The 17565-nt window shown below is 57.6% G+C and carries 16 protein-coding genes; 8 read left to right on the top strand and 8 right to left on the bottom strand.

Annotation, left to right across the window (positions count from 1 at the left end; all coding sequences use genetic code 11):
* Positions 1-7: 7 nt before the first annotated feature.
* From H2515_RS07305 to xseB, 6 genes are read right to left on the bottom strand one after another with little or no spacing between them, the layout of a single operon-like run.
* A complete protein-coding gene (locus tag H2515_RS07305) occupies positions 8-1171 on the bottom strand; it encodes an MFS transporter (protein ID WP_065413572.1) in 1164 nt (387 codons plus the stop codon).
* A 3-nt stretch (positions 1172-1174) separates the two neighbouring features.
* Positions 1175-2266, bottom strand: coding sequence for a chorismate synthase (aroC, locus tag H2515_RS07310; RefSeq protein ID WP_198661300.1), 1092 nt, complete (start codon positions 2264-2266; stop codon positions 1175-1177).
* Between the two features lie 3 nt (positions 2267-2269).
* On the bottom strand, positions 2270-3103 hold the full coding sequence (gene folE2 / locus H2515_RS07315; protein ID WP_232821612.1) for a GTP cyclohydrolase FolE2: 834 nt from the start codon (positions 3101-3103) through the stop codon (positions 2270-2272).
* 3 nt (positions 3104-3106) lie between these two features.
* Positions 3107-4981, bottom strand: coding sequence for a 1-deoxy-D-xylulose-5-phosphate synthase (dxs, locus tag H2515_RS07320; protein WP_198661301.1), 1875 nt, complete (start codon positions 4979-4981; stop codon positions 3107-3109).
* Positions 4978-5898 carry a farnesyl diphosphate synthase gene (locus tag H2515_RS07325; RefSeq protein WP_014029088.1) on the bottom strand — a complete coding sequence of 307 codons (921 nt, stop codon included), beginning with the start codon at positions 5896-5898 and terminating at the stop codon, positions 4978-4980. Before H2515_RS07325 ends, dxs begins: the two co-directional genes overlap by 4 nt.
* Entirely contained in the window at positions 5895-6143 is a 249-nt protein-coding gene (xseB, locus tag H2515_RS07330) for an exodeoxyribonuclease VII small subunit (RefSeq protein WP_065413568.1), read from the bottom strand. The genes H2515_RS07325 and xseB overlap by 4 nt, the downstream gene beginning before the upstream one ends.
* Positions 6144-6273: 130 nt before the next feature.
* On the opposite strand from xseB, the gene H2515_RS07335 reads away from it, so the two are divergent.
* The gene (locus H2515_RS07335; protein WP_198661302.1) at positions 6274-7491 is read left to right on the top strand and encodes an MFS transporter; all 1218 of its coding nucleotides are present in this window, start codon (positions 6274-6276) and stop codon (positions 7489-7491) included.
* Between the two features lie 114 nt (positions 7492-7605).
* Positions 7606-8436, top strand: a complete 831-nt coding sequence (locus H2515_RS07340; RefSeq protein ID WP_198661303.1) for an energy transducer TonB — start codon at positions 7606-7608, stop codon at positions 8434-8436.
* 87 nt (positions 8437-8523) lie between these two features.
* Here the strand turns inward: H2515_RS07340 and trxA are convergent, their stop codons facing one another.
* Positions 8524-8898, bottom strand: coding sequence for a thioredoxin (trxA, locus tag H2515_RS07345; protein WP_035192818.1), 375 nt, complete (start codon positions 8896-8898; stop codon positions 8524-8526).
* Between the two features lie 157 nt (positions 8899-9055).
* On the opposite strand from trxA, the gene xseA reads away from it, so the two are divergent.
* A complete protein-coding gene (gene xseA, locus H2515_RS07350) occupies positions 9056-10396 on the top strand; it encodes an exodeoxyribonuclease VII large subunit (RefSeq protein ID WP_198661304.1) in 1341 nt (446 codons plus the stop codon).
* A gap of 126 nt (positions 10397-10522) precedes the next feature.
* Here xseA and H2515_RS07355 read toward each other — a convergent pair whose 3' ends face one another.
* Entirely contained in the window at positions 10523-10978 is a 456-nt protein-coding gene (locus tag H2515_RS07355) for a DUF4168 domain-containing protein (RefSeq protein WP_035192814.1), read from the bottom strand.
* A 701-nt stretch (positions 10979-11679) separates the two neighbouring features.
* On the opposite strand from H2515_RS07355, the gene H2515_RS07360 reads away from it, so the two are divergent.
* The 5 genes from H2515_RS07360 to H2515_RS07380 all read left to right on the top strand — a co-directional run bounded on the left by H2515_RS07360 (position 11680) and on the right by H2515_RS07380 (position 17563).
* Positions 11680-13299, top strand: coding sequence for an APC family permease (locus H2515_RS07360; RefSeq protein ID WP_198661305.1), 1620 nt, complete (start codon positions 11680-11682; stop codon positions 13297-13299).
* A 187-nt stretch (positions 13300-13486) separates the two neighbouring features.
* The gene (locus H2515_RS07365) at positions 13487-13999 is read left to right on the top strand and encodes a peptidylprolyl isomerase (protein WP_198661306.1); all 513 of its coding nucleotides are present in this window, start codon (positions 13487-13489) and stop codon (positions 13997-13999) included.
* Between the two features lie 10 nt (positions 14000-14009).
* Complete coding sequence (locus tag H2515_RS07370) at positions 14010-14777, top strand: UDP-2,3-diacylglucosamine diphosphatase (RefSeq protein WP_198661307.1); 768 nt, start codon at positions 14010-14012, stop codon at positions 14775-14777.
* A gap of 31 nt (positions 14778-14808) precedes the next feature.
* Complete coding sequence (locus H2515_RS07375) at positions 14809-17292, top strand: cation-translocating P-type ATPase (protein ID WP_198661308.1); 2484 nt, start codon at positions 14809-14811, stop codon at positions 17290-17292.
* Between the two features lie 70 nt (positions 17293-17362).
* Positions 17363-17563, top strand: coding sequence for a hypothetical protein (locus H2515_RS07380; RefSeq protein WP_198661309.1), 201 nt, complete (start codon positions 17363-17365; stop codon positions 17561-17563).
* The last annotated feature ends 2 nt before the right edge of the window (positions 17564-17565 follow it).

Here is a 17565-nt window from a genome sequence, read left to right on the forward strand (position 1 = left end):
AATGGGATCATTCGGCCTTTTTTTCAAGAGCCGGTGCGGGTTGTAGTGCCCATATCAGGAAAAATGCACCTAACAGTGCCAGCAGCGCTGCTGCGGCAAAAGTGCCGCGTCCGCCCCAATGCGCCCATGTCCAGCCGGCTCCGAGCGCTCCCAGGCCGCCTCCCAAACCATAAACGATACTCGCATAGAGGGCCATACCACGCCCGCGCAGCACACCGGGAAAGCGGTCCGCTAACCAATGTACGGCCGCTAGGTGAAAGGCGCCATAGCTGGCCGCGTGCAGGGTTTGCACCAGAATGATCCATATCAGTCCCGGCCACCAGGCGATCACCCCCCAGCGCAGGGCGGTCAGAATAAAGGCGCCGGTGAATACCAGTGGCACGCCCCAGCGCCGGATAAAACGATCCCCCCACCAGAAAAAGGCGACTTCGCAGAGCACTGCAAATCCCCACAGCATCCCGACAGCGGCGCTTCCCAGACCGTGCTGTTCCACATAGATAGAATAAAACGCGTAATAGGCGCCATGACTGGCCTGTTCCAGCAAACCCGCCAGCAGGAAAAACCAGAGGCTCACATGGCGGAGCGCAGCGCTGAGGCGAGGGCGTGGGGTATCGGCGACGGGCAGCGCGCTATAGGGCAAATAGCGACTGGCCCACCATGCACCCACCAGAAAAATGGTGATGCCAGGCAAAAACGCGGCCATCCCCCAGCGGGCGATCAACCCGCCCATGCCCAATGACAGGGCGATAAATCCGAGGGAGCCCCAGAGTCGAATGCGCCCATAGGCAGTGCCACGACGTTGTGCCCAGTCCATGGTGGTGGCGTCCACCAGCGGCAGTGTCGCCGCCCAGAAGAAGGAAAAAGTCAGCGTAATAAGCAGCAGGGCCAGAAAGTCACCGTGGGCCAGCCACAAGGTAAGAAAACCCGCTGCGGCAATTAGCGCCGCCCAGGGGACGATCCGCCGACTTCCCCAGAAGTGTGCCAGCCAGCCCCAGAGGTTGGGCGCCAGCACCTTGCTGAACTGCACCGCCGCAGTGAGAATTCCGATGGCCAGGGGATCCTGGCCCTGGGCATGCAGCCACGGACCCCAGTAGGGCATGAACGCCCCCAGGGCGCAAAAGTACAGGAAATAGAAGGTGGCGAGCCAGCCCCCTTCCCGGTCTGCCTGCATACCTTAGGCGGGAATGGGAGGCAGGGGTGCCTGCACGTCGGCGTTCTGGGCGCGGTGACGCATCCAGTGGTCCATGATCACCAGCGCCAGCATAGCCTCGACAATAGGGATTGCGCGGATGCCGACGCAGGGATCATGGCGACCGGTGGTGATCACTTCGGCGGGTTGACCATGCACATCGATGCTTTGTCGCGGGATGCGAATACTGGAGGTCGGTTTGATGGCCACGGACAGCGTGAGGTCCTGTCCGGAAGAAATGCCGCCCAAAACACCGCCCGCATGATTACTTTGAAATCCCGTGGGGGTTATCGCGTCCCCATTATGGCTGCCCCGCTGCTCTACCACGGCGAAACCATCGCCGATGGCTACGCCCTTGACCGCGTTGATGCTCATCATCGCCTTGGCAATATCCGCCTCCAAACGATCAAATACTGGCTCACCGAGTCCGACCGGCATACCGGTTACACGCGCATCTACCCGCGCGCCGATGGAGTCCCCTTCTTTGCGCAAGGCATCGAGAAAGTCGGCCATACGAAGCGCAGCCTGGGCATCAGGACAAAAGAAGTCATTGCGGGAGATTTCTGCCGCATCAAAAGTCTCGGCATGAAGGGAACCCATCTGCGCCATCCAGGCCTGTATGTTTACGCCGAGATGCTCGCGCAGAAACTTGCGGGCGACGGCCCCGGCAGCGACCCGGGTCGCTGTTTCCCGCGCCGAGGAGCGACCGCCCCCCCTATAGTCGCGTCGACCGTATTTCTGCAAATAGGTATAATCGGCATGACCAGGGCGAAACAGGTCTTTGATTTTGCTATAATCCTGCGAACGTTGATCGGTATTACGAATCAGCAGCCCGATGGGCGTACCGGTGGTCAGGCCCTCGAAGACACCGGAAAGTATCTCGATCTGGTCGGATTCCTGACGCTGGGTAGTATGGCGTGATTGACCGGGGCGGCGACGATCCAACTCGATCTGGATATCGGCTTCGTTGAGCGGCATGCCTGGCGGGCAGCCATCGACAATGCAGCCGATGGCCGGGCCATGACTCTCACCAAAGGTGCTGACCCGGAAACACTCGCCGATGCTGCTTCCCGCCATGAGTTATTTTTCCATTTCAATCATGGCATAAGCCGAATGATTGTGAATCGACTCGAAGTTTTCAGAAGAAACCGAAAACCACCGCACGCGCGGATCTTCCCGTAGCCGTAGGGCGACATCCCGCACCATATCTTCCACGAACTTGGGATGGTCATAAGCATATTCCGTGACATATTTTTCATCGGGGCGCTTCAGCACCCCGTAAAGCTGACAGGATGCCTCCGCTTCGATCAGATCAATAATGTCCTTAATCCAGATCGTTTCGTGGGCACGCACATGGACCCAGACATGCGCACGCTGGTTGTGGGCGCCATATTCCGAAATGCTTTTAGAGCAAGGGCAAAGACTGGTTACGGGCACCATGACACCTATGGTCAGGAGATAACCTGCCGGGGTAATCTCACCTATCAGTTCTACCTCATAATCCAGCATGCTCTTGACACCGGATACGGGGGCTGCCTTCTGCACAAAGAACGGCAAGCGCATCTCCAACCGCGCCGAATCCGCTTCCAGACGCTGCCGCATTTGTTCTACTGCTGCGCCAAAGCTTTCCACGCTGAAGGGGCTCTCATGCGCGTTGAGGACCTCGATGAAGCGTGACATGTGGGTGCCTTTCAAGTGCGCAGGCAAACTCACATACATATTGCATTGAGCGATGGTGGGCTGCACCGCTCCATCACGATCCTGAAACTGCATGGGATGGCGCACGGCGCGGATACCCACCTGCTGGATAGCAATAGCCCGCGGGTCGGCACGACCTTGTACGTCTTCCAGGACTTCAACCGCGCAATCTCTCACCGCGGACCCCTCTTGGGAATAATGGACTGAATTGGTCATATACTACGCCCCGGACGGTGACCGGGCAAGCAATGCGAGCAATTCCCCGCCGGATTTCTCGATCCCTGCAGCATCCAGACCCAGATCGGCAAGCCATTGGCTGGCATCGCCCTGTTCGATAAAGGTGTCGGGAAAACCGAGCAAACGCAGAGGCCGCACGACACCCTCATTGAGCAGGAACTCCGCGACGGCACTACCGGCCCCCCCCATGCGTGAGCCTTCCTCCACAGTCAGGAATGCCCGATGACTTTGCGCCAGACTGGTCAGTAATTCCGTGTCCAGCGGTTTGACGAAACGCATATTGACGACGGTAGCGTCGAGCGCCGCACCGGCCACCATCGCTGCCGCAGTCCGCGTACCAAAGGCGAGAATCGCCAGTTCCTTACCTTCCCGCAGCACCTCCGCCCTACCGATGGGGATCTGCCGTGACAAATCCTTGTCCAGCGCCAAGCCCCGGCCGTTACCGCGCGGATAACGCACCAGCGCTGGCCCCTGATAGGCAAAGCCCGTGTTGAGCATGTCGCGCATTTCCTGCTCATCTTTTGGTGCCATAATAACCAGATTGGGAATGCAGCGGGCATAGGCCATGTCAAAAGCACCCTGATGAGTGGCACCGTCGGCGCCCACCAATCCCGCGCGGTCAATGGCAAAAAGCACCGGCAGATTCTGGATGGCCACGTCATGCAGGAGCTGATCATAGGCCCGCTGCAGAAAGGTGGAGTAGATGGCGACCACCGGGTGAATGCCGTCACAGGCCAGGCCCGCAGCAAAAGTCACTGCATGCTGCTCAGCAATACCCACATCAAAATAGCGCTCGGGAAACAGTTGCGCAAAGCGCACCAGCCCGGAGCCCTCGCGCATGGCCGGCGTGATAGCGACCAGCTGCTTTTCTGCCGCACCCTTATCACAGAGCCAATCGCCGAACACTTGCGTATAACTGGCCGCACCGGCGGATTTCTTGGCCATTTTGCCATCCGTCTGGTTAAACGGGGTCACACCGTGATAGCCACACGGGTCCTGCTCGGCGGGACCGTAGCCCTTACCTTTTTTAGTGATGACATGGAGCAAGCGTGGCCCTTTGATTTTTTTTAGGTTTTCAAGCGTCTGGATCAACGTATCCAGATCGTGGCCATCAATGGGACCGAAATAATGAAATCCCATTTCCTCAAACAGCGTCCCCGGCGCCACCAGCCCCTTAACCCCTTCTTCCGCCTTTTTTGCCAGTTCACGCAAGGGTGGTACAAAGCTCAGGGCCTGCCCCGCACCTTCGCGCACCGTGTTATAGAGGCGCCCTGAGAGGATACGCGTCAGGTATTGGGATACCGCACCCACATTGGGTGAGATAGACATCTCATTATCATTGAGGATGACCAGCAAGTTGGCATCCAGGACGCCACCGTTATTCAAAGCCTCATAGGCGAGGCCTGCCGTCATGGCACCATCGCCGATGATCGCCACCACTTCCCGTGATTTATGCCCCAGCTTGGCAGCCACGGCCATCCCCAAAGCAGCACTGATAGAAGTGCTGGAGTGACCAGCGCCAAAGCTGTCATAGGGGCTTTCGTCCCGCTTGAGGAAACCGGAGAGACCGTCCTTGATGCGCAACCGGGGGAAAAGCGGGCCGCGCCCGGTCAGGATTTTGTGGGGATATGCCTGATGGCCGACGTCCCAGATCAGGCGATCCTCTGGTGTGTTGAATACCGCATGCAGCGCCACAGTCAGTTCCACGGCCCCCAGACAGGAGGAGAGATGTCCACCTGTCTGGCTGACCGTTTCCAGGAGAAACTGACGTACCCTTTTGGCCACGCCTTTTTGCTCGCTACGCGACATCTGCCGCAACTCGGCAGGCATGGGAATGTCCTTCAACAAATCGCTCATTTATTGCGCTCTACAATGAGGCGCGCCAGGGCGCGGAGGTGATCGGCTTCTGTCTGCCAGGACTGCAAAGCCTCCAAAGCCTCGTCGAGCAGACGCCGGGCATAATTTTGCGCTTCGACAAGGCCGAGCAAGGTAACAAAACTGGGCTTGTTACGGCTGCGATCCGCGCCTTGCTGCGCTTTTCCAGTCTGTTGCAAATCGCCAATCTCGTCGAGGATATCGTCCTGTACCTGAAAGGCGAGCCCGACGCGGTCGGCGTAACGCAGCAGTACCGCGCCTTTCGATTCCTTCTCACCAATACCGGCGGCGCAGAGCGCCAACTGTACGGCGCAGCGAATGAGCATGCCCGTCTTGTGCAGGTGCATCTGCTCCAGTGCGGGTAAGGCCAATTCATGACCCACGGCGGCCAAGTCAATGGCCTGCCCGCCTACCATACCCCGCGAGCCAGAGGCCTGGGCAAGGGTTGCCAGCATCTGCACCTGCCATTCGGCAGGCACTCCCCAACCCGGCTCAGCCAGCACCTGAAAGGCTTGCGCCTGCAGGGCATCGCCCACGAGAATGGCGGTGGCCTCGTCATAAGCGCGATGACAGGTAGGCTGACCACGGCGCAGATCATCATTATCCATAGCCGGGAGATCGTCATGGACAAGCGAATAGGCGTGAATCATTTCCAGTGCCACCGCGGGACGGTCCAGATGCTCCAGCGGCACCCCCAGGCAGGCACCCGTCGCGTACACCAGCAAGGGACGAATACGCTTACCGCCACCCAGCGTACTGTAACGCATGGCGTCATGCAGACGCGCGGGCAGGATGTGCGCCGAAGGCAGCAGTGTTCCCAGAACGCTTTCGGTGCGCTGTACCGAGCGCTTCCGGAACTGCGCAAAAGTTTCATTGTTCACAACGGCATCCAAGGTCATACGTCTTCTTCCTGAGTAAGCGGAGTGGGAGCCGCGTCCTCTCCGAGTAATATTTCCACAGTCTGCCGGGCATGTAGTAACTGCGCCTCAGCGTGCCGGGACAGCTCCATGCCGCGCTGAAAAAGGGCGACAGCATCTTCCAGACCCAACTGCCCCCCTTCCAGGCGGCGAACGGTCTCTTCCAAGGCATCCAAGGTACTTGCGAAGTCTGCGGGGGCTTCCACGGGGGACGATTCATCGTTCATGTGCTTTTCCATGTTCGCCAATTAAACACTAGGCCCAGTCCTCGGGGCAAGGGATAACGAAGATTCAGACTGGACGGTACGTTCGCCAGACCCTAAAATTCGTGCCGTCCATATCTTAAGGGCTTCAGCCATGTTTCTGCAAAAGGTCGGGAGTGCGCCGAGCGCAGTCGGCGATGTCACCCGCTTCGAGGTGCTCGGCGCTATCAGCGTGTCACATTTTCTCAATGATAGTATTCAGTCGCTGATGCTGGCGGTGTATCCGCTGTTCAAAAGTAATTTTGACTTGAGCTTTGCGCAGATCGGGTTGATTACCCTGGCCTATCAGTTGACCGCATCCATCATTCAACCGTTGCTTGGGCGTTTTACCGATCGCCACCCCATGCCTTATTCATTGCCCTTCGGCATGCTGTTTACCTTTGGCGGGTTACTGTTGCTATCCGTGGCTCCGAATTATGAAGCGCTCTTATTGGCGGCGGCATTGGTAGGCCTGGGTTCATCGGTATTTCATCCTGAGTCCTCGCGGGTGGCGCGGATGGCCTCCGGCGGGCGCCACGGGCTGGCGCAATCCATCTTTCAGGTGGGTGGTAATGTGGGCGCGGCGGTGGGCCCATTGCTGGCCGCGTTTATCATCATGCCCAACGGTCAGCACAGCCTGTCGTGGTTTTCACTGGCGGCGTTACTCGCCATCGTGATTCTTTCTTTCGTGGGGCGCTGGTATCAGCGTCAGCAACGGCAGCCCAAAAGGCTAACGGCAAAGATCGTGGAGCCCTTGCTGCCGCCCAAACTGGTGCGCCGCAGCATTCTCATTCTGGTCGCGCTGATGTTCTCCAAGTTTTTGTATTTGACCAGCATCAGCAGCTATCTGATTTTCTACTTGATGCAGCGCTTTCATATTGCGACGCAGGAAGCGCAGATGCATCTTTTCATTTTTCTCGCGGCGGTGGCAGCGGGGACATTGATGGGGGGGCCGATTGGTGACCGGATTGGCCGTAAGAAGGTGATTTGGGTTTCTTTGCTGGGGATCGCGCCCTTCACCCTCGTTTTGCCCTACGTGGGCCTGACCCTGAGTGCCATTTTGACAATGATTATCGGTTTTTTGCTGGCTTCGGCCTTCCCAGCCATTGTGGTGTACGCGCAAGAATTGGTGCCCGGCAAGGTCGGGACCATTTCCGGTCTGTTTTTCGGGCTGGCTTTTGGTCTGGGCGGGGTGGGTGCCGCATTGCTGGGGGAACTGGCAGACATCTGGAGTATCCAGATGGTATATCAAATATGTGCTTTCCTGCCTTTGCTCGGTGTGTTGGCCGCATTTCTGCCGCATATCCCCAGCGTGCGGAAGCAGGCGGCCTGAGTACGGTGCGCCGCCTTTACTCAGGGCGGTCGATGATTCAAGCTTACGCCCAGTGCCTGCGGAGCGTGGGCGGGTTGAATTGCGTGGGGCGGCGTTGCCGCGAGGTTAGGACGATTGGCCATCGCTGAAAACAAGTTTTATTTTCTGGTTCCTGAGGAAAAGCCCCACTGGAGTGAGAGCCTGCTGCCTTGGCTGCTGCTCTCCGCCCTGCTCATGGCGGCGGGTATTATTTTCTTTGTCCATATTCAGAAGCCGAAAAGGCAGTCGTTGCCGAATCACACAACGGTCCACAAAACCTTCCACATCATGCCGAAACCTATTCGGTCCCAGGCACCCAGTCCAACCAAGCCTCGGGTCGCACCGCTCAGCAGGCCGGTAGTAGTGCCACATCGGGTCGTCCCCGCCGCACATCCGCAGCCCAGACCGCGACCGGTACCGCAACCCCGCCGCGTCCCGGCGCGGACACATCCGCTGCCGCAGCGGGTGTCACCAGAGAGGACACCGGCATCTCCCAGTGCGCAACCGCAACCTTTGCCGCATCTCAGCATCGGCAGGCTGGAGCAACAGATGGATCAGGTGGCCCGTGCCGCAACGGCCAGCCCGCCATTACCGAAGTTTAAGAATCCGAAGGGTCCAGTGGCGGATTTTTATATCGCCGGATGGATACAGAAACTGGAGCGGATCGGCGATCTTAATTACCCGGGAGACATGGTCGGGCAACTCAAGGTCAAAGTAGTACTGAATCCGCAGGGGGACCTTAAGCGCATCATTATGGTGCAGTCGTCGGGGAATAAAGCCCTGGATGCGGCAGCGGAACGGATTATTCGGCTCTCCTTCCCATATATGCCATTCTCAAAGCAGCTCGCGGAGCAAACCCGTAAAATAGAAATTCCGCTGAATATGCATTTTCTGGGCGTGCGGCATGTGTCGGCCGGAGGGGGATAATCTCATAGGTTATCAGCGGTCATCGCTTTGCCCGGTCGGTTCTCTGCTTTAGATTCGCAGGCTCCTGGATCAGCGCAAGAGAGGTGCTCAGTGCGACGTCACGGCCGGCTGATCGGCAATTTCGGCGCGGACTTTGTCCATATCCAGTGCCAGCGCCTGCTGAATGACTTCGTCCAGCGCGCTGGCAGGCAGTGAACCGGCCTGCGAAAAAATTCCGATCTGCTGACGGAAAACCGTCAGCGTAGGAATAGAGCGAATCTGGAAAGAGCCAGCCAACTCCTGTTCCGCATCGGTATTGACCTTGCCGAAGATGATACCTGGATATTTTTCGGCAGCCGCCTCAAAGGTGGGGGCAAAAGCCTTGCAGGGCGCGCACCAGGAGGCCCAGAAATCGATGATTACCATATCATTTTCGGTGACAACGGCTTCAAAATTGGCGTGCGTGAGCTCTATTACGGCCATAATAACTCCCTTTTAAGTGGGGTGTTCGCGCGGGAATGCGCCAAGCATGCGGGACCATCCCGAATGACAGAAAAGTGTATGATGCTGACCTTAAAACGCGGAAGGGGACAGGGTCAAGAGTTCCTGATCTTCGTCCCATCAGCCATGAGAGTATGCTATGACCATGAGTAATGCGCCGATCCCAATACTTACCGTCAGTGCACTGAACGGTGCTGTCCGCGAAATTATCGAGGGGAACTTCCCGCTATTGAGGGTAGAGGGCGAGCTTTCCAACTTCAGCAGCCCCGGATCGGGACACTGGTATTTTTCGTTGAAGGATGCGCGGGCGCAGGTGCGCTGTGCGATGTTCCGCCAGCGTAATGCCTATACGCAGATACAGCCGCACAATGGCATGCAGGTGCAGGTACTGGCTCAGCCGAGCCTGTATGAAGGACGCGGCGAGTTTCAGTTGATTGTCGAGCAATTGCTGGATGCCGGTGAGGGTGATTTACAGGCGCGCTTTGCGGCACTGAAGAACAAGCTCGCGGCCGAAGGGCTTTTTGCGCCGGAGTTGAAGCGACCCCTTCCCCGCTGGCCGCAGCGGATTGCCGTGGTCACTTCCGCGAGCGGAGCGGCACTGCATGACATCCGGGTGACGCTGGCGCGGCGCTGGCCCATGCTCGCGGTAATGGTTTATCCGGTGCTGGTGCAGGGCGATCAGGCGGCGGCACAGATTTGCACGGCGCTAGGTCGCATCGCCAGTCGACGGCGGGAAGACGTGGTGATCTTGGCGCGTGGCGGCGGCAGTGCAGAAGATCTGTGGTGTTTTAATGAAGAAAACGTGGCGCGGGCGATCCGTGCCTGCCCGGTACCGGTGGTGACCGGCATTGGTCATGAAATTGATTTCACCATTGCCGATTTCGCCGGTGACCTGCGGGCAGCGACCCCCACCGCAGCGGCGGCAGCGGTTAGCCCCGACCGTGCTGAGTGGTTGCCGCAGGTGCAGGCACAACGCCGACAACTGGAGCAGTCCATGCAGCGCATGCTGCGGGACGCGGCCCAGCGTCTCGATTATTTGCGACTGCGCCTTCGTCACCCCGGTGAACGGGTGCAGGATGCGGAGCGCCGTTTGTGCATGGCACATGAGGCCTTGCGGCAGGCCATGTGGCGTCGCCAGGCCGAATGCGGCGGACAACTGCTGGTCCTTCAGGCGCGGCGTTTGCGGCAAGACCCGCGCCAGCGCTTGCAAAGCCTGAATGAGATGCTGAAAACCCGGCGCACCGCGCTGGTTCTGGCGATAGATAAGCGATTGGCCAGCGCCGAGGCGCAGCAGCAGCGACTGGTGGCGGCCTTACACCTGCTGGACCCCTTGGCCGTACTGCAGCGGGGTTTTGCTGTCCTTCGCGACGGGTCCGGCAAGGTTATTTTTGGCAGCGAGTCCGTCGCGGTGCATGCGCAAATCAGCGCAACCCTGGCGCAGGGCACCTTAGTGTGCGAAGTCGTCGATAAAAGTGATTAGCGCGATATGCCATGTACCGCACCATTGACATTGGTGCGGTACAATCGTTGGTGGATATATTCCGCAAAGAGAATGCCCGCGAGGCTATCGCTACTGACGAAGCCTCTCAGGCAGCAAGGAAACTCTCTATCCGCTATGCGCCTTTATTACGGTTTCGACACGCTGCGCGAATGCCGGATTCGTTTGCGCCTTTTTCATTAACGTCTCGTAGGCAACTGGTGAGAGATGATTCTTCGTCAGTACTGTCTTAACCTTCTGGGTATATGTCTGAATCAATTGTTGATGCTGGGTCTGCGTCAATTTTTGCGTAGCGAGATCACGACGGACCTTTTGATTGATCGGGCGGACCGCTATGATCGCCGCAGCAAAATGATGTAACTCTCCGGGGCCCACCTTAGGTCCTGAAGAGGGCTGCGCCGACATCTGGTTGGGCGCATGGGCGCCCTGACTCGACGGCATAGCCGAACTCGAAGATTGTTGCTGTGTGGCCATTGGACTACCCATACTGGCGAGGGCCAAGGTACTGCCACAACCAAAAATACCTATTCCCAACAAAATGCGCAGCGTCAAATACTTTTTCATAGGTACTCCTCTCTTAGGTTTGTAAATAGCTATTAACAGAATACCGTTAATAGCAGTAAATATAACGGCGTGATATGTGTCCACGCCAGCCATTCACATGGAATGTACCGTAACATGTTTTTTTTCTGATGCCAACCATGTGCACCTATGGATAAATAGTTGTGCTTATGATAATTTTTTCGTTGCTACATTGCCACGCTGTGATACTAATTCATAATATATCATGAATAATTTATAAAACTAACTATGTTGGTGATTGTTTCTAATCTTGTTTAATGGCACATTGCAATGCGATGCCAAGATGATTTATTCTCTGCTTATCATAAAATATATATATCTGGTCGGAATGACCTGGGTTTCAATATTATTGCTTCCCATGTTGGTGTGGCGGCTATGCAACATCCATGACAACCGTCATCTTCAACGAAGCATCACAATAAATCACCGGTTGACATAAGCAAAACTCTCCTGATAGGGTGGAGCCGTTACGATGACGCGTGGTGCGTTGTTTTGCGCATTGAAAACGATCACCTAACGACTCCTGACCGGAGTCGTTGTGCTGTCGAGCAGGTTAAAAAATTCGCCGATGGTTCATCTGGTTATAAATATCAGTACAAATGTATTGAAAAGTTGATGGTTTCTATAACGCGCATTTTCTGGCCATTTCGCAGCGTGACACGCATCTCATTCCAGGAGAAATAATGGCATCCGTAAAACATCGGACCATAAAAGGAAAACTGCGGCGAGAAGGTTCTCTGCACGGCCTTATACTGGCCTGTGTGGGTGCTTCAATTGGTTCTGGATGGTTGTTTGGGCCACTATATACGGCACAGCAGGCAGGCCCCTATGCGGTCGGTTCATGGCTGATCGGCGCCTTCGCTATCCTTTTGCTGGCGCTGGTTTTTGCAGAACTTGGTCCGCTGATTCCCCGGGCGGGTGCAGTGGTTCATCTGGCCCACGTGGGCAATGGCCCGATCATCGGCCATATGTGGAGCTGGATTCTCTTTCTTTCTTACGCCACCATCGCGCCCATCGAAGTTACAGCCATACTGACTTACGCTAATAATTACCTGCCGGGATTATTGCTGCAGCATTCTGACCTGCTCAGCAGCAAAGGTTTCGCCGTCGCGCTGGTATTTCTAGCCTTCTTTGTTGCCATCAATTTTCTGGTGGTACGCTGGGTGTTGAAAATCAACAATGGCGCCACCTGGTGGAAAATTTCGATTCCTGTACTGACGGTTGGGGTATTGCTCGCCACATCGTGGCACTCAGGAAATTTCGTAGTGCATGCACGGAATGCAACGGCAGATGTTCACGGGATGTTCATTGCCGTGGCCACCGGCGGTGTGATTTTCAGCCTGCTGGGTTTTCGTCATGCTATCGACCTGGCGGGAGAAAGTAAAAACCCGAAACGGGATGTACCGATTGCCGTTATTGCATCGGTGTTGATTGCTTCGGGAATTTATATCGCCTTACAGGTGGCTTTTATCGGCGCGATACAGCCTGCCGATTTGGCGGCAGGGGGCTGGCAGCACCTCCAATTTTCGGGAATTAATGGTCCTTTTGCCGCCCTTGCCGCTGCGGTGGGAGCTGGTTGGCTGGCTGTGCTGCTGTACGTCGATGCGTTTGTATCGCCGGGCGGGACCGCATTGATTTATACCACCACGGCAGCCCGGGTTACCCTGGCGACCGCCGATACCGGGGCGTTGCCCAAGTGGGTAGCGCACATCAATCGACATGGTGTCCCCTGGGCCAGCCTGATTTTACTGTACGTTGTCGGTGCGATCTTCTTTTTTCCGTTTCCCTCCTGGCAGAAAATGGTGGGTTACATCGCTTCTATGACGGTACTGTCCTATATCATCGGCCCCATCGCGCTGATTCAGTTACGTCGGGCGATGCCTGACCTGGAACGCCCCTTTCGCTTGTGGGCAGCACCAGTTATCGCACCTCTCACCTTCGTCGTGGCAAGCTGGATCGTATTCTGGGCGGGTCTGAACACCCTGAACTTTATTTTCGGCACTTTGTTCGCCCTGCTAATCCTTTATGCGCTCACCGGTATCTGGCGGAAAGGACGATGGTCCGCAATGGGATGGCAGTATATGTGGTGGATTATTCCCTATTTTCTGGGTTTGTGGGGCATCAGCTGGCTGAGCCCGGCAATTCTGGGCGGAACGGGGGTGCTTGGATTTTTTTCCGGCATGGCGGCGGTAGCCATTTTGAGCCTGCTGATATTTTATGTGGCAATTCATCAGGCGGTGGCGGACAGTACCATGAGAGCCTACATGCATCACTTTAGCAAACGGGGTTCCAGTGGACCGTGAACAAGGCTTTTTTGTGCTTGCTGCAGATGCGGGATTAGCTTTATCTCAACGACGGCGCTCTACCCTGAGTAGGGCCGGGTATCGACAAGGCCCGCTCTGTCGCTTTACTCTTGGCCTTCGTCGCCGCTGGCCTGAGTGGTGAATTTTTCCATCGGGGCGCTGATGCCCTGAATTCTGAGGAGTGTTCATGGCAAATCCGCAAGTAGTGCTGCACAGCAACAAGGGTGATATCGTCATTGAGTTGGACGCCGAAAAAGCGCCCAAAACCGTTGAGAACTTTCTGAAGTATGTTGATGAAGGTTTTTTTGACGGCACCATCTTTCATCGCGTGATACCCGGTTTCATGATTCAGGGCGGCGGTTTTACGGCGGACATGCAGCAAAAAAAGGTCCATGCCGCTATCGCCAATGAGGCCGAAAACGGTCTGCAAAATGCGCGGGGCACCCTTGCTATGGCGCGGACCAATGATCCCCACTCCGCCACCGCGCAGTTTTTCATCAATTTGAGTGATAACGATTTCCTCAACTTCAAGACTGCCTCTGGATCAGGCTGGGGTTATGCCGTATTTGGCAAAGTCGTCAGTGGGATGGATGTGGTAGATGACATCGCCAAGACCCCGACCGGTAACAAGGGGATGTACCAGGACGTTCCCAAGGACACCATCTCCATCGACAAGGGCGAGCGTCTGCCTGCGGCCTGAGTCCATAACGATGCACGGTGCAGACTTTGATAACGGCCCCGTGCTGTTCATCTCTGACCTGCATCTGAGCTCCGCACAGCCCGCACTGACCGCCCTCTTCCGCCATTTTTGCGCACACGAGGGCCGGACTGCGCGGGCTGTTTTTATTCTGGGTGATCTGTTTGACTACTGGGTGCATCGGGATCAGGCGGCGGAAGCGCCTTATGCGGAAATCCTTGCCCTGCTCCATGATATGCAGAAGCAGGGCACCACGGTGTACCTCATGGTCGGGAACCGGGACTTTGCCCTGGAAGCCGACTTTCTGGCCCAGTTCGGGGTTGTCGCTCTGCCCGACCCGGCGCTGCTGCAACTGGGCGATCAACGTATCCTCCTGACCCATGGTGACTTGCTGTGTAGCGACGATCATCGTTACCAGCGTTTTCGCCGGGTGATTCGCCATCCGCTGACTCGCCTGACGCTGGGACGCCTGCCTTATGCCTGGCTCCAGCGTGTCGCCCGCGGATTGCGGCGCGGCAGCAGCCGGGAAGTGCGGGCCAAGGCGTCAGCCATAACCGATGCCAATCCGCAGACCATCGTCGCCGCTCTGCACGGGGAGGGTGCTTTCGCGCTGGATGGTGCCCCTTATGAGGTTTTGATTCACGGTCACACCCATCGTCCCGTTTGGGAGCAGGGTCCGGCGGGACGGCGCATGGTGCTGGGTGCCTGGGGCGCCGATGGCGCGCAAATCGGGCGCTGGGAGGACGGCCAATGGTCCTTGCAGCTACTTAGTCCACCGTAATTTCAGCTTTTGCGCGACCGGAGGAAGCAACATGAACGCCACGGAGCATGATCCAATGGCATGCGGTCTGAGCAGCGCTGCTGCCTTGGCGTTGCAGCAACAGTACGGGCTCAATCGTCTGCCCATGGCGCCTGCGCCGCGCTGGTGGCAACAACTACTGGCGCAGTTTCGCAACACCCTCATCGCGATTCTGCTGGCCGCTGCACTCTTATCGCTGGTACTCGGACATCTGGTGGACGGCGCGGTCATCGGTGCGGTGATCCTGATCAACACCATGCTTGGCTTTGTTCAGGAGAGCCGCGCGGAGAAAGCCGTGCAGGCATTGCAATCTTTTCTCGCCCCGCAGGTGTTGGTCCGTCGCGATGGTACCTGGCAAGATCTGCCTGCGGAAGCACTGGTGCCGGGTGACTGGGTGCGGGTAGAAAATGGTGCACGTATCAGCGCGGACATGCGCTTGCTGGAGGCGCATGTCCTGCGGGTGGACGAATCCCTGCTGACGGGGGAGTCCGTCCCGGTGGATAAAACCACTTCTGGCGACGCGGGCGAGTTACTGCTGCGGGCCGGAACGCTGGTGACCGGGGGCGATGGTGTTGGCCAGGTGACCGCCACCGGCAGTGCCACCGAAATAGGCCGTATCCATCAGCTCATGGGAACCACCCTGACCATGCGCTCGCCTCTGCTGGAGCGCATCAGCCGCTTATCCCGGACTCTCGCCTTCACCGTCGTTCTTCTGGCGGCCATCGCCGCGGGTATCGCCTGGTGGCGCGGCGAGACGCTGGAATTCGCCCTGCTCGCCGCCATCAGTCTGGCGGTAGCCATTATTCCCGAAGGGTTACCAGCGATAATTAGTGTGACCCTGGCGCTGGGTGTGCAGCGCATGGCGCAACGGGGCGCCATCGTCCGTCGCTTACCGGCGGTGGAAACCCTGGGCACGGTTACCGTCATTTGCACCGATAAAACGGGCACCCTGACGGAAAATCGTATGACCGTGCAGGACCTGGTCCTCGCCGATGATTCCCCTGCCCTGCTGCAACGTGCCCTGCAGGTCATGATTTTGTGTAATGACGCCCAACTACGCAACGATAAGAGCGGTATTGGTGACCCTCTGGAACAGGCTCTGCTCCGCTATGCGGGCACGTATGGTGCGGACGTCGACGTGTCGCGGATGGAATCTCCGCGGGTGGATGCCCGGCCTTTCAGCCACGAGCAGCCCTTCATGGCGACGCGCCACAGCGACGGCATCGCCATTAAAGGTGCCCCGGAATGGGTCCTGCAGCGCTGTCAGCAGATGGCGACCGCCAGCGGGGTGGCGGAAGTCGTTCCGGCCTATTGGCACAAAGCTATTGCGGACATGGCGACTGCCGGCATGCGTACCATTGCCCTGGCCAGCGCGGTGGATGGGCAATGGGAGACTCTGGACGATGGTGGCTGGACCTGGTTGGGCGTTGTCGCCCTGCTGGATCCCCCGCGTGCCGCCGTACCGGCCGCCATTGCCGCCTGCCGCAGTGCGGGCATCCGGGTGATTATGGTCACCGGCGATCATCCGCTGACGGCGGCCACTATCGCCCGTCAGGTCGGTATTCTGGAGGATGGTCCGGCGGCGGTGGTTGATCATGCCCAGTGGGCCGGCGCGGATACCGAGGAACGGCAGGCTCTGGCCCGCGACGCCGTGGTCTTCGCCAGAGTGCAACCCGCCGACAAGCTGGAACTGGTGCAGACCCTGCAGGCCAGCGGCGAGGTGGTCGCCATGACCGGTGATGGTGTCAACGATGCACCCGCCCTGCGCCAAGCGCAGATTGGCGTGGCCATGGGGCAATCGGGGAGCGACGTGGCTCGTGAGGCGGCGGCCATGGTGCTGAGTGACGACAACTTTGCCCATATCGCCACCGCCGTAGCGGAGGGGCGTCACATCTATGACAATATCCGGCGCACGACTTTCTTTATGCTGCCGACTAATTTTGCGGAAGGGCTGGTGATTTTTTTCGCGGTGCTATCGGGAATGACCCTACCTATTACTCCACTGCAAATACTCTGGGTGAACACTATTACCGCCAGTACGCTGACTCTGGCTTTTGCATTCATGGGGGCGGATAAAGGCGTGATGGAGCGCCAACCGCGTCCGGTCCGAGAGGCCCTCATTCCAGGGACTTTATGGTGGCGCATCGTCGGGTTGAGTGCCTTTCTGGTGGTAGCCGTCTTTGTGGTGTTTTTTGGCGATGCGACTCTGCACAGCGCCAGCCATGCGCATACTCTGGCGGTGAACGCCCTGGTAGGCATGGAGGCCGGAATACTGCTGGCCATGTATGGGCGCTGGCGTGGTGACCGGGGGGATATCGTCCTGGCGGTGGCGATGTTGGCTGCTCTGATTGCCCAGGGGCTTTTCTCCTGGCTGCCATTTTTTCAGCGGGTATTCGCGACAACGGCCATGGGGGGTGCGGATATGGGGATCATTGCCGTCTGCACGGCGTTGGCGTGGCTGGTCGGCAAGCTGGTGGCGCCTCCGCAGATGCTCTGAAACACATCAATACGCTGATATTCATGCTAGAATAGTCCGCTGTAATCAGCGTCTATGAGGAGTTATAGAAATGAAAAAGGAGACCATTCGCATTGTCCCTAAGCGCTTCAAAGCGCGTATGGGCGTGCAGCCAACGCGGGTAGAAAGAGACCGCACCCTGTACAGCCGCAAGGTCAAATATCGTGGCCAGGCAGGTCAGGAGGGAGATCCCCACGCCGTGACGATATCACATCATCAGGGCATGGGGATTTTCGCTACCGCGCGGATTTAATC

Origin of the sequence: Acidithiobacillus ferrivorans (genome assembly GCF_016250455.1) — a bacterium.
Lineage (GTDB): Bacteria > Pseudomonadota > Gammaproteobacteria > Acidithiobacillales > Acidithiobacillaceae > Acidithiobacillus > Acidithiobacillus ferrivorans.

Excerpts from the sequence above, each read along its gene's own strand:
- H2515_RS07305 (WP_065413572.1), bottom strand. The coding sequence starts at position 1,171 with ATGCAGGCAGACCGGGAAGGGGGCTGGCTCGCCACCTTCTATTTCCTG.
- aroC (WP_198661300.1), bottom strand. The coding sequence starts at position 2,266 with ATGGCGGGAAGCAGCATCGGCGAGTGTTTCCGGGTCAGCACCTTTGGT.
- folE2 (WP_232821612.1), bottom strand. The coding sequence starts at position 3,103 with ATGACCAATTCAGTCCATTATTCCCAAGAGGGGTCCGCGGTGAGAGAT.
- dxs (WP_198661301.1), bottom strand. The coding sequence starts at position 4,981 with ATGAGCGATTTGTTGAAGGACATTCCCATGCCTGCCGAGTTGCGGCAG.
- H2515_RS07325 (WP_014029088.1), bottom strand. The coding sequence starts at position 5,898 with ATGACCTTGGATGCCGTTGTGAACAATGAAACTTTTGCGCAGTTCCGG.
- xseB (WP_065413568.1), bottom strand. The coding sequence starts at position 6,143 with ATGAACGATGAATCGTCCCCCGTGGAAGCCCCCGCAGACTTCGCAAGT.
- H2515_RS07335 (WP_198661302.1), top strand. The coding sequence starts at position 6,274 with ATGTTTCTGCAAAAGGTCGGGAGTGCGCCGAGCGCAGTCGGCGATGTC.
- trxA (WP_035192818.1), bottom strand. The coding sequence starts at position 8,898 with ATGGCCGTAATAGAGCTCACGCACGCCAATTTTGAAGCCGTTGTCACC.
- xseA (WP_198661304.1), top strand. The coding sequence starts at position 9,056 with ATGACCATGAGTAATGCGCCGATCCCAATACTTACCGTCAGTGCACTG.
- H2515_RS07355 (WP_035192814.1), bottom strand. The coding sequence starts at position 10,978 with ATGAAAAAGTATTTGACGCTGCGCATTTTGTTGGGAATAGGTATTTTT.
- H2515_RS07360 (WP_198661305.1), top strand. The coding sequence starts at position 11,680 with ATGGCATCCGTAAAACATCGGACCATAAAAGGAAAACTGCGGCGAGAA.
- H2515_RS07365 (WP_198661306.1), top strand. The coding sequence starts at position 13,487 with ATGGCAAATCCGCAAGTAGTGCTGCACAGCAACAAGGGTGATATCGTC.
- H2515_RS07370 (WP_198661307.1), top strand. The coding sequence starts at position 14,010 with ATGCACGGTGCAGACTTTGATAACGGCCCCGTGCTGTTCATCTCTGAC.
- H2515_RS07375 (WP_198661308.1), top strand. The coding sequence starts at position 14,809 with ATGAACGCCACGGAGCATGATCCAATGGCATGCGGTCTGAGCAGCGCT.
- H2515_RS07380 (WP_198661309.1), top strand. The coding sequence starts at position 17,363 with ATGAAAAAGGAGACCATTCGCATTGTCCCTAAGCGCTTCAAAGCGCGT.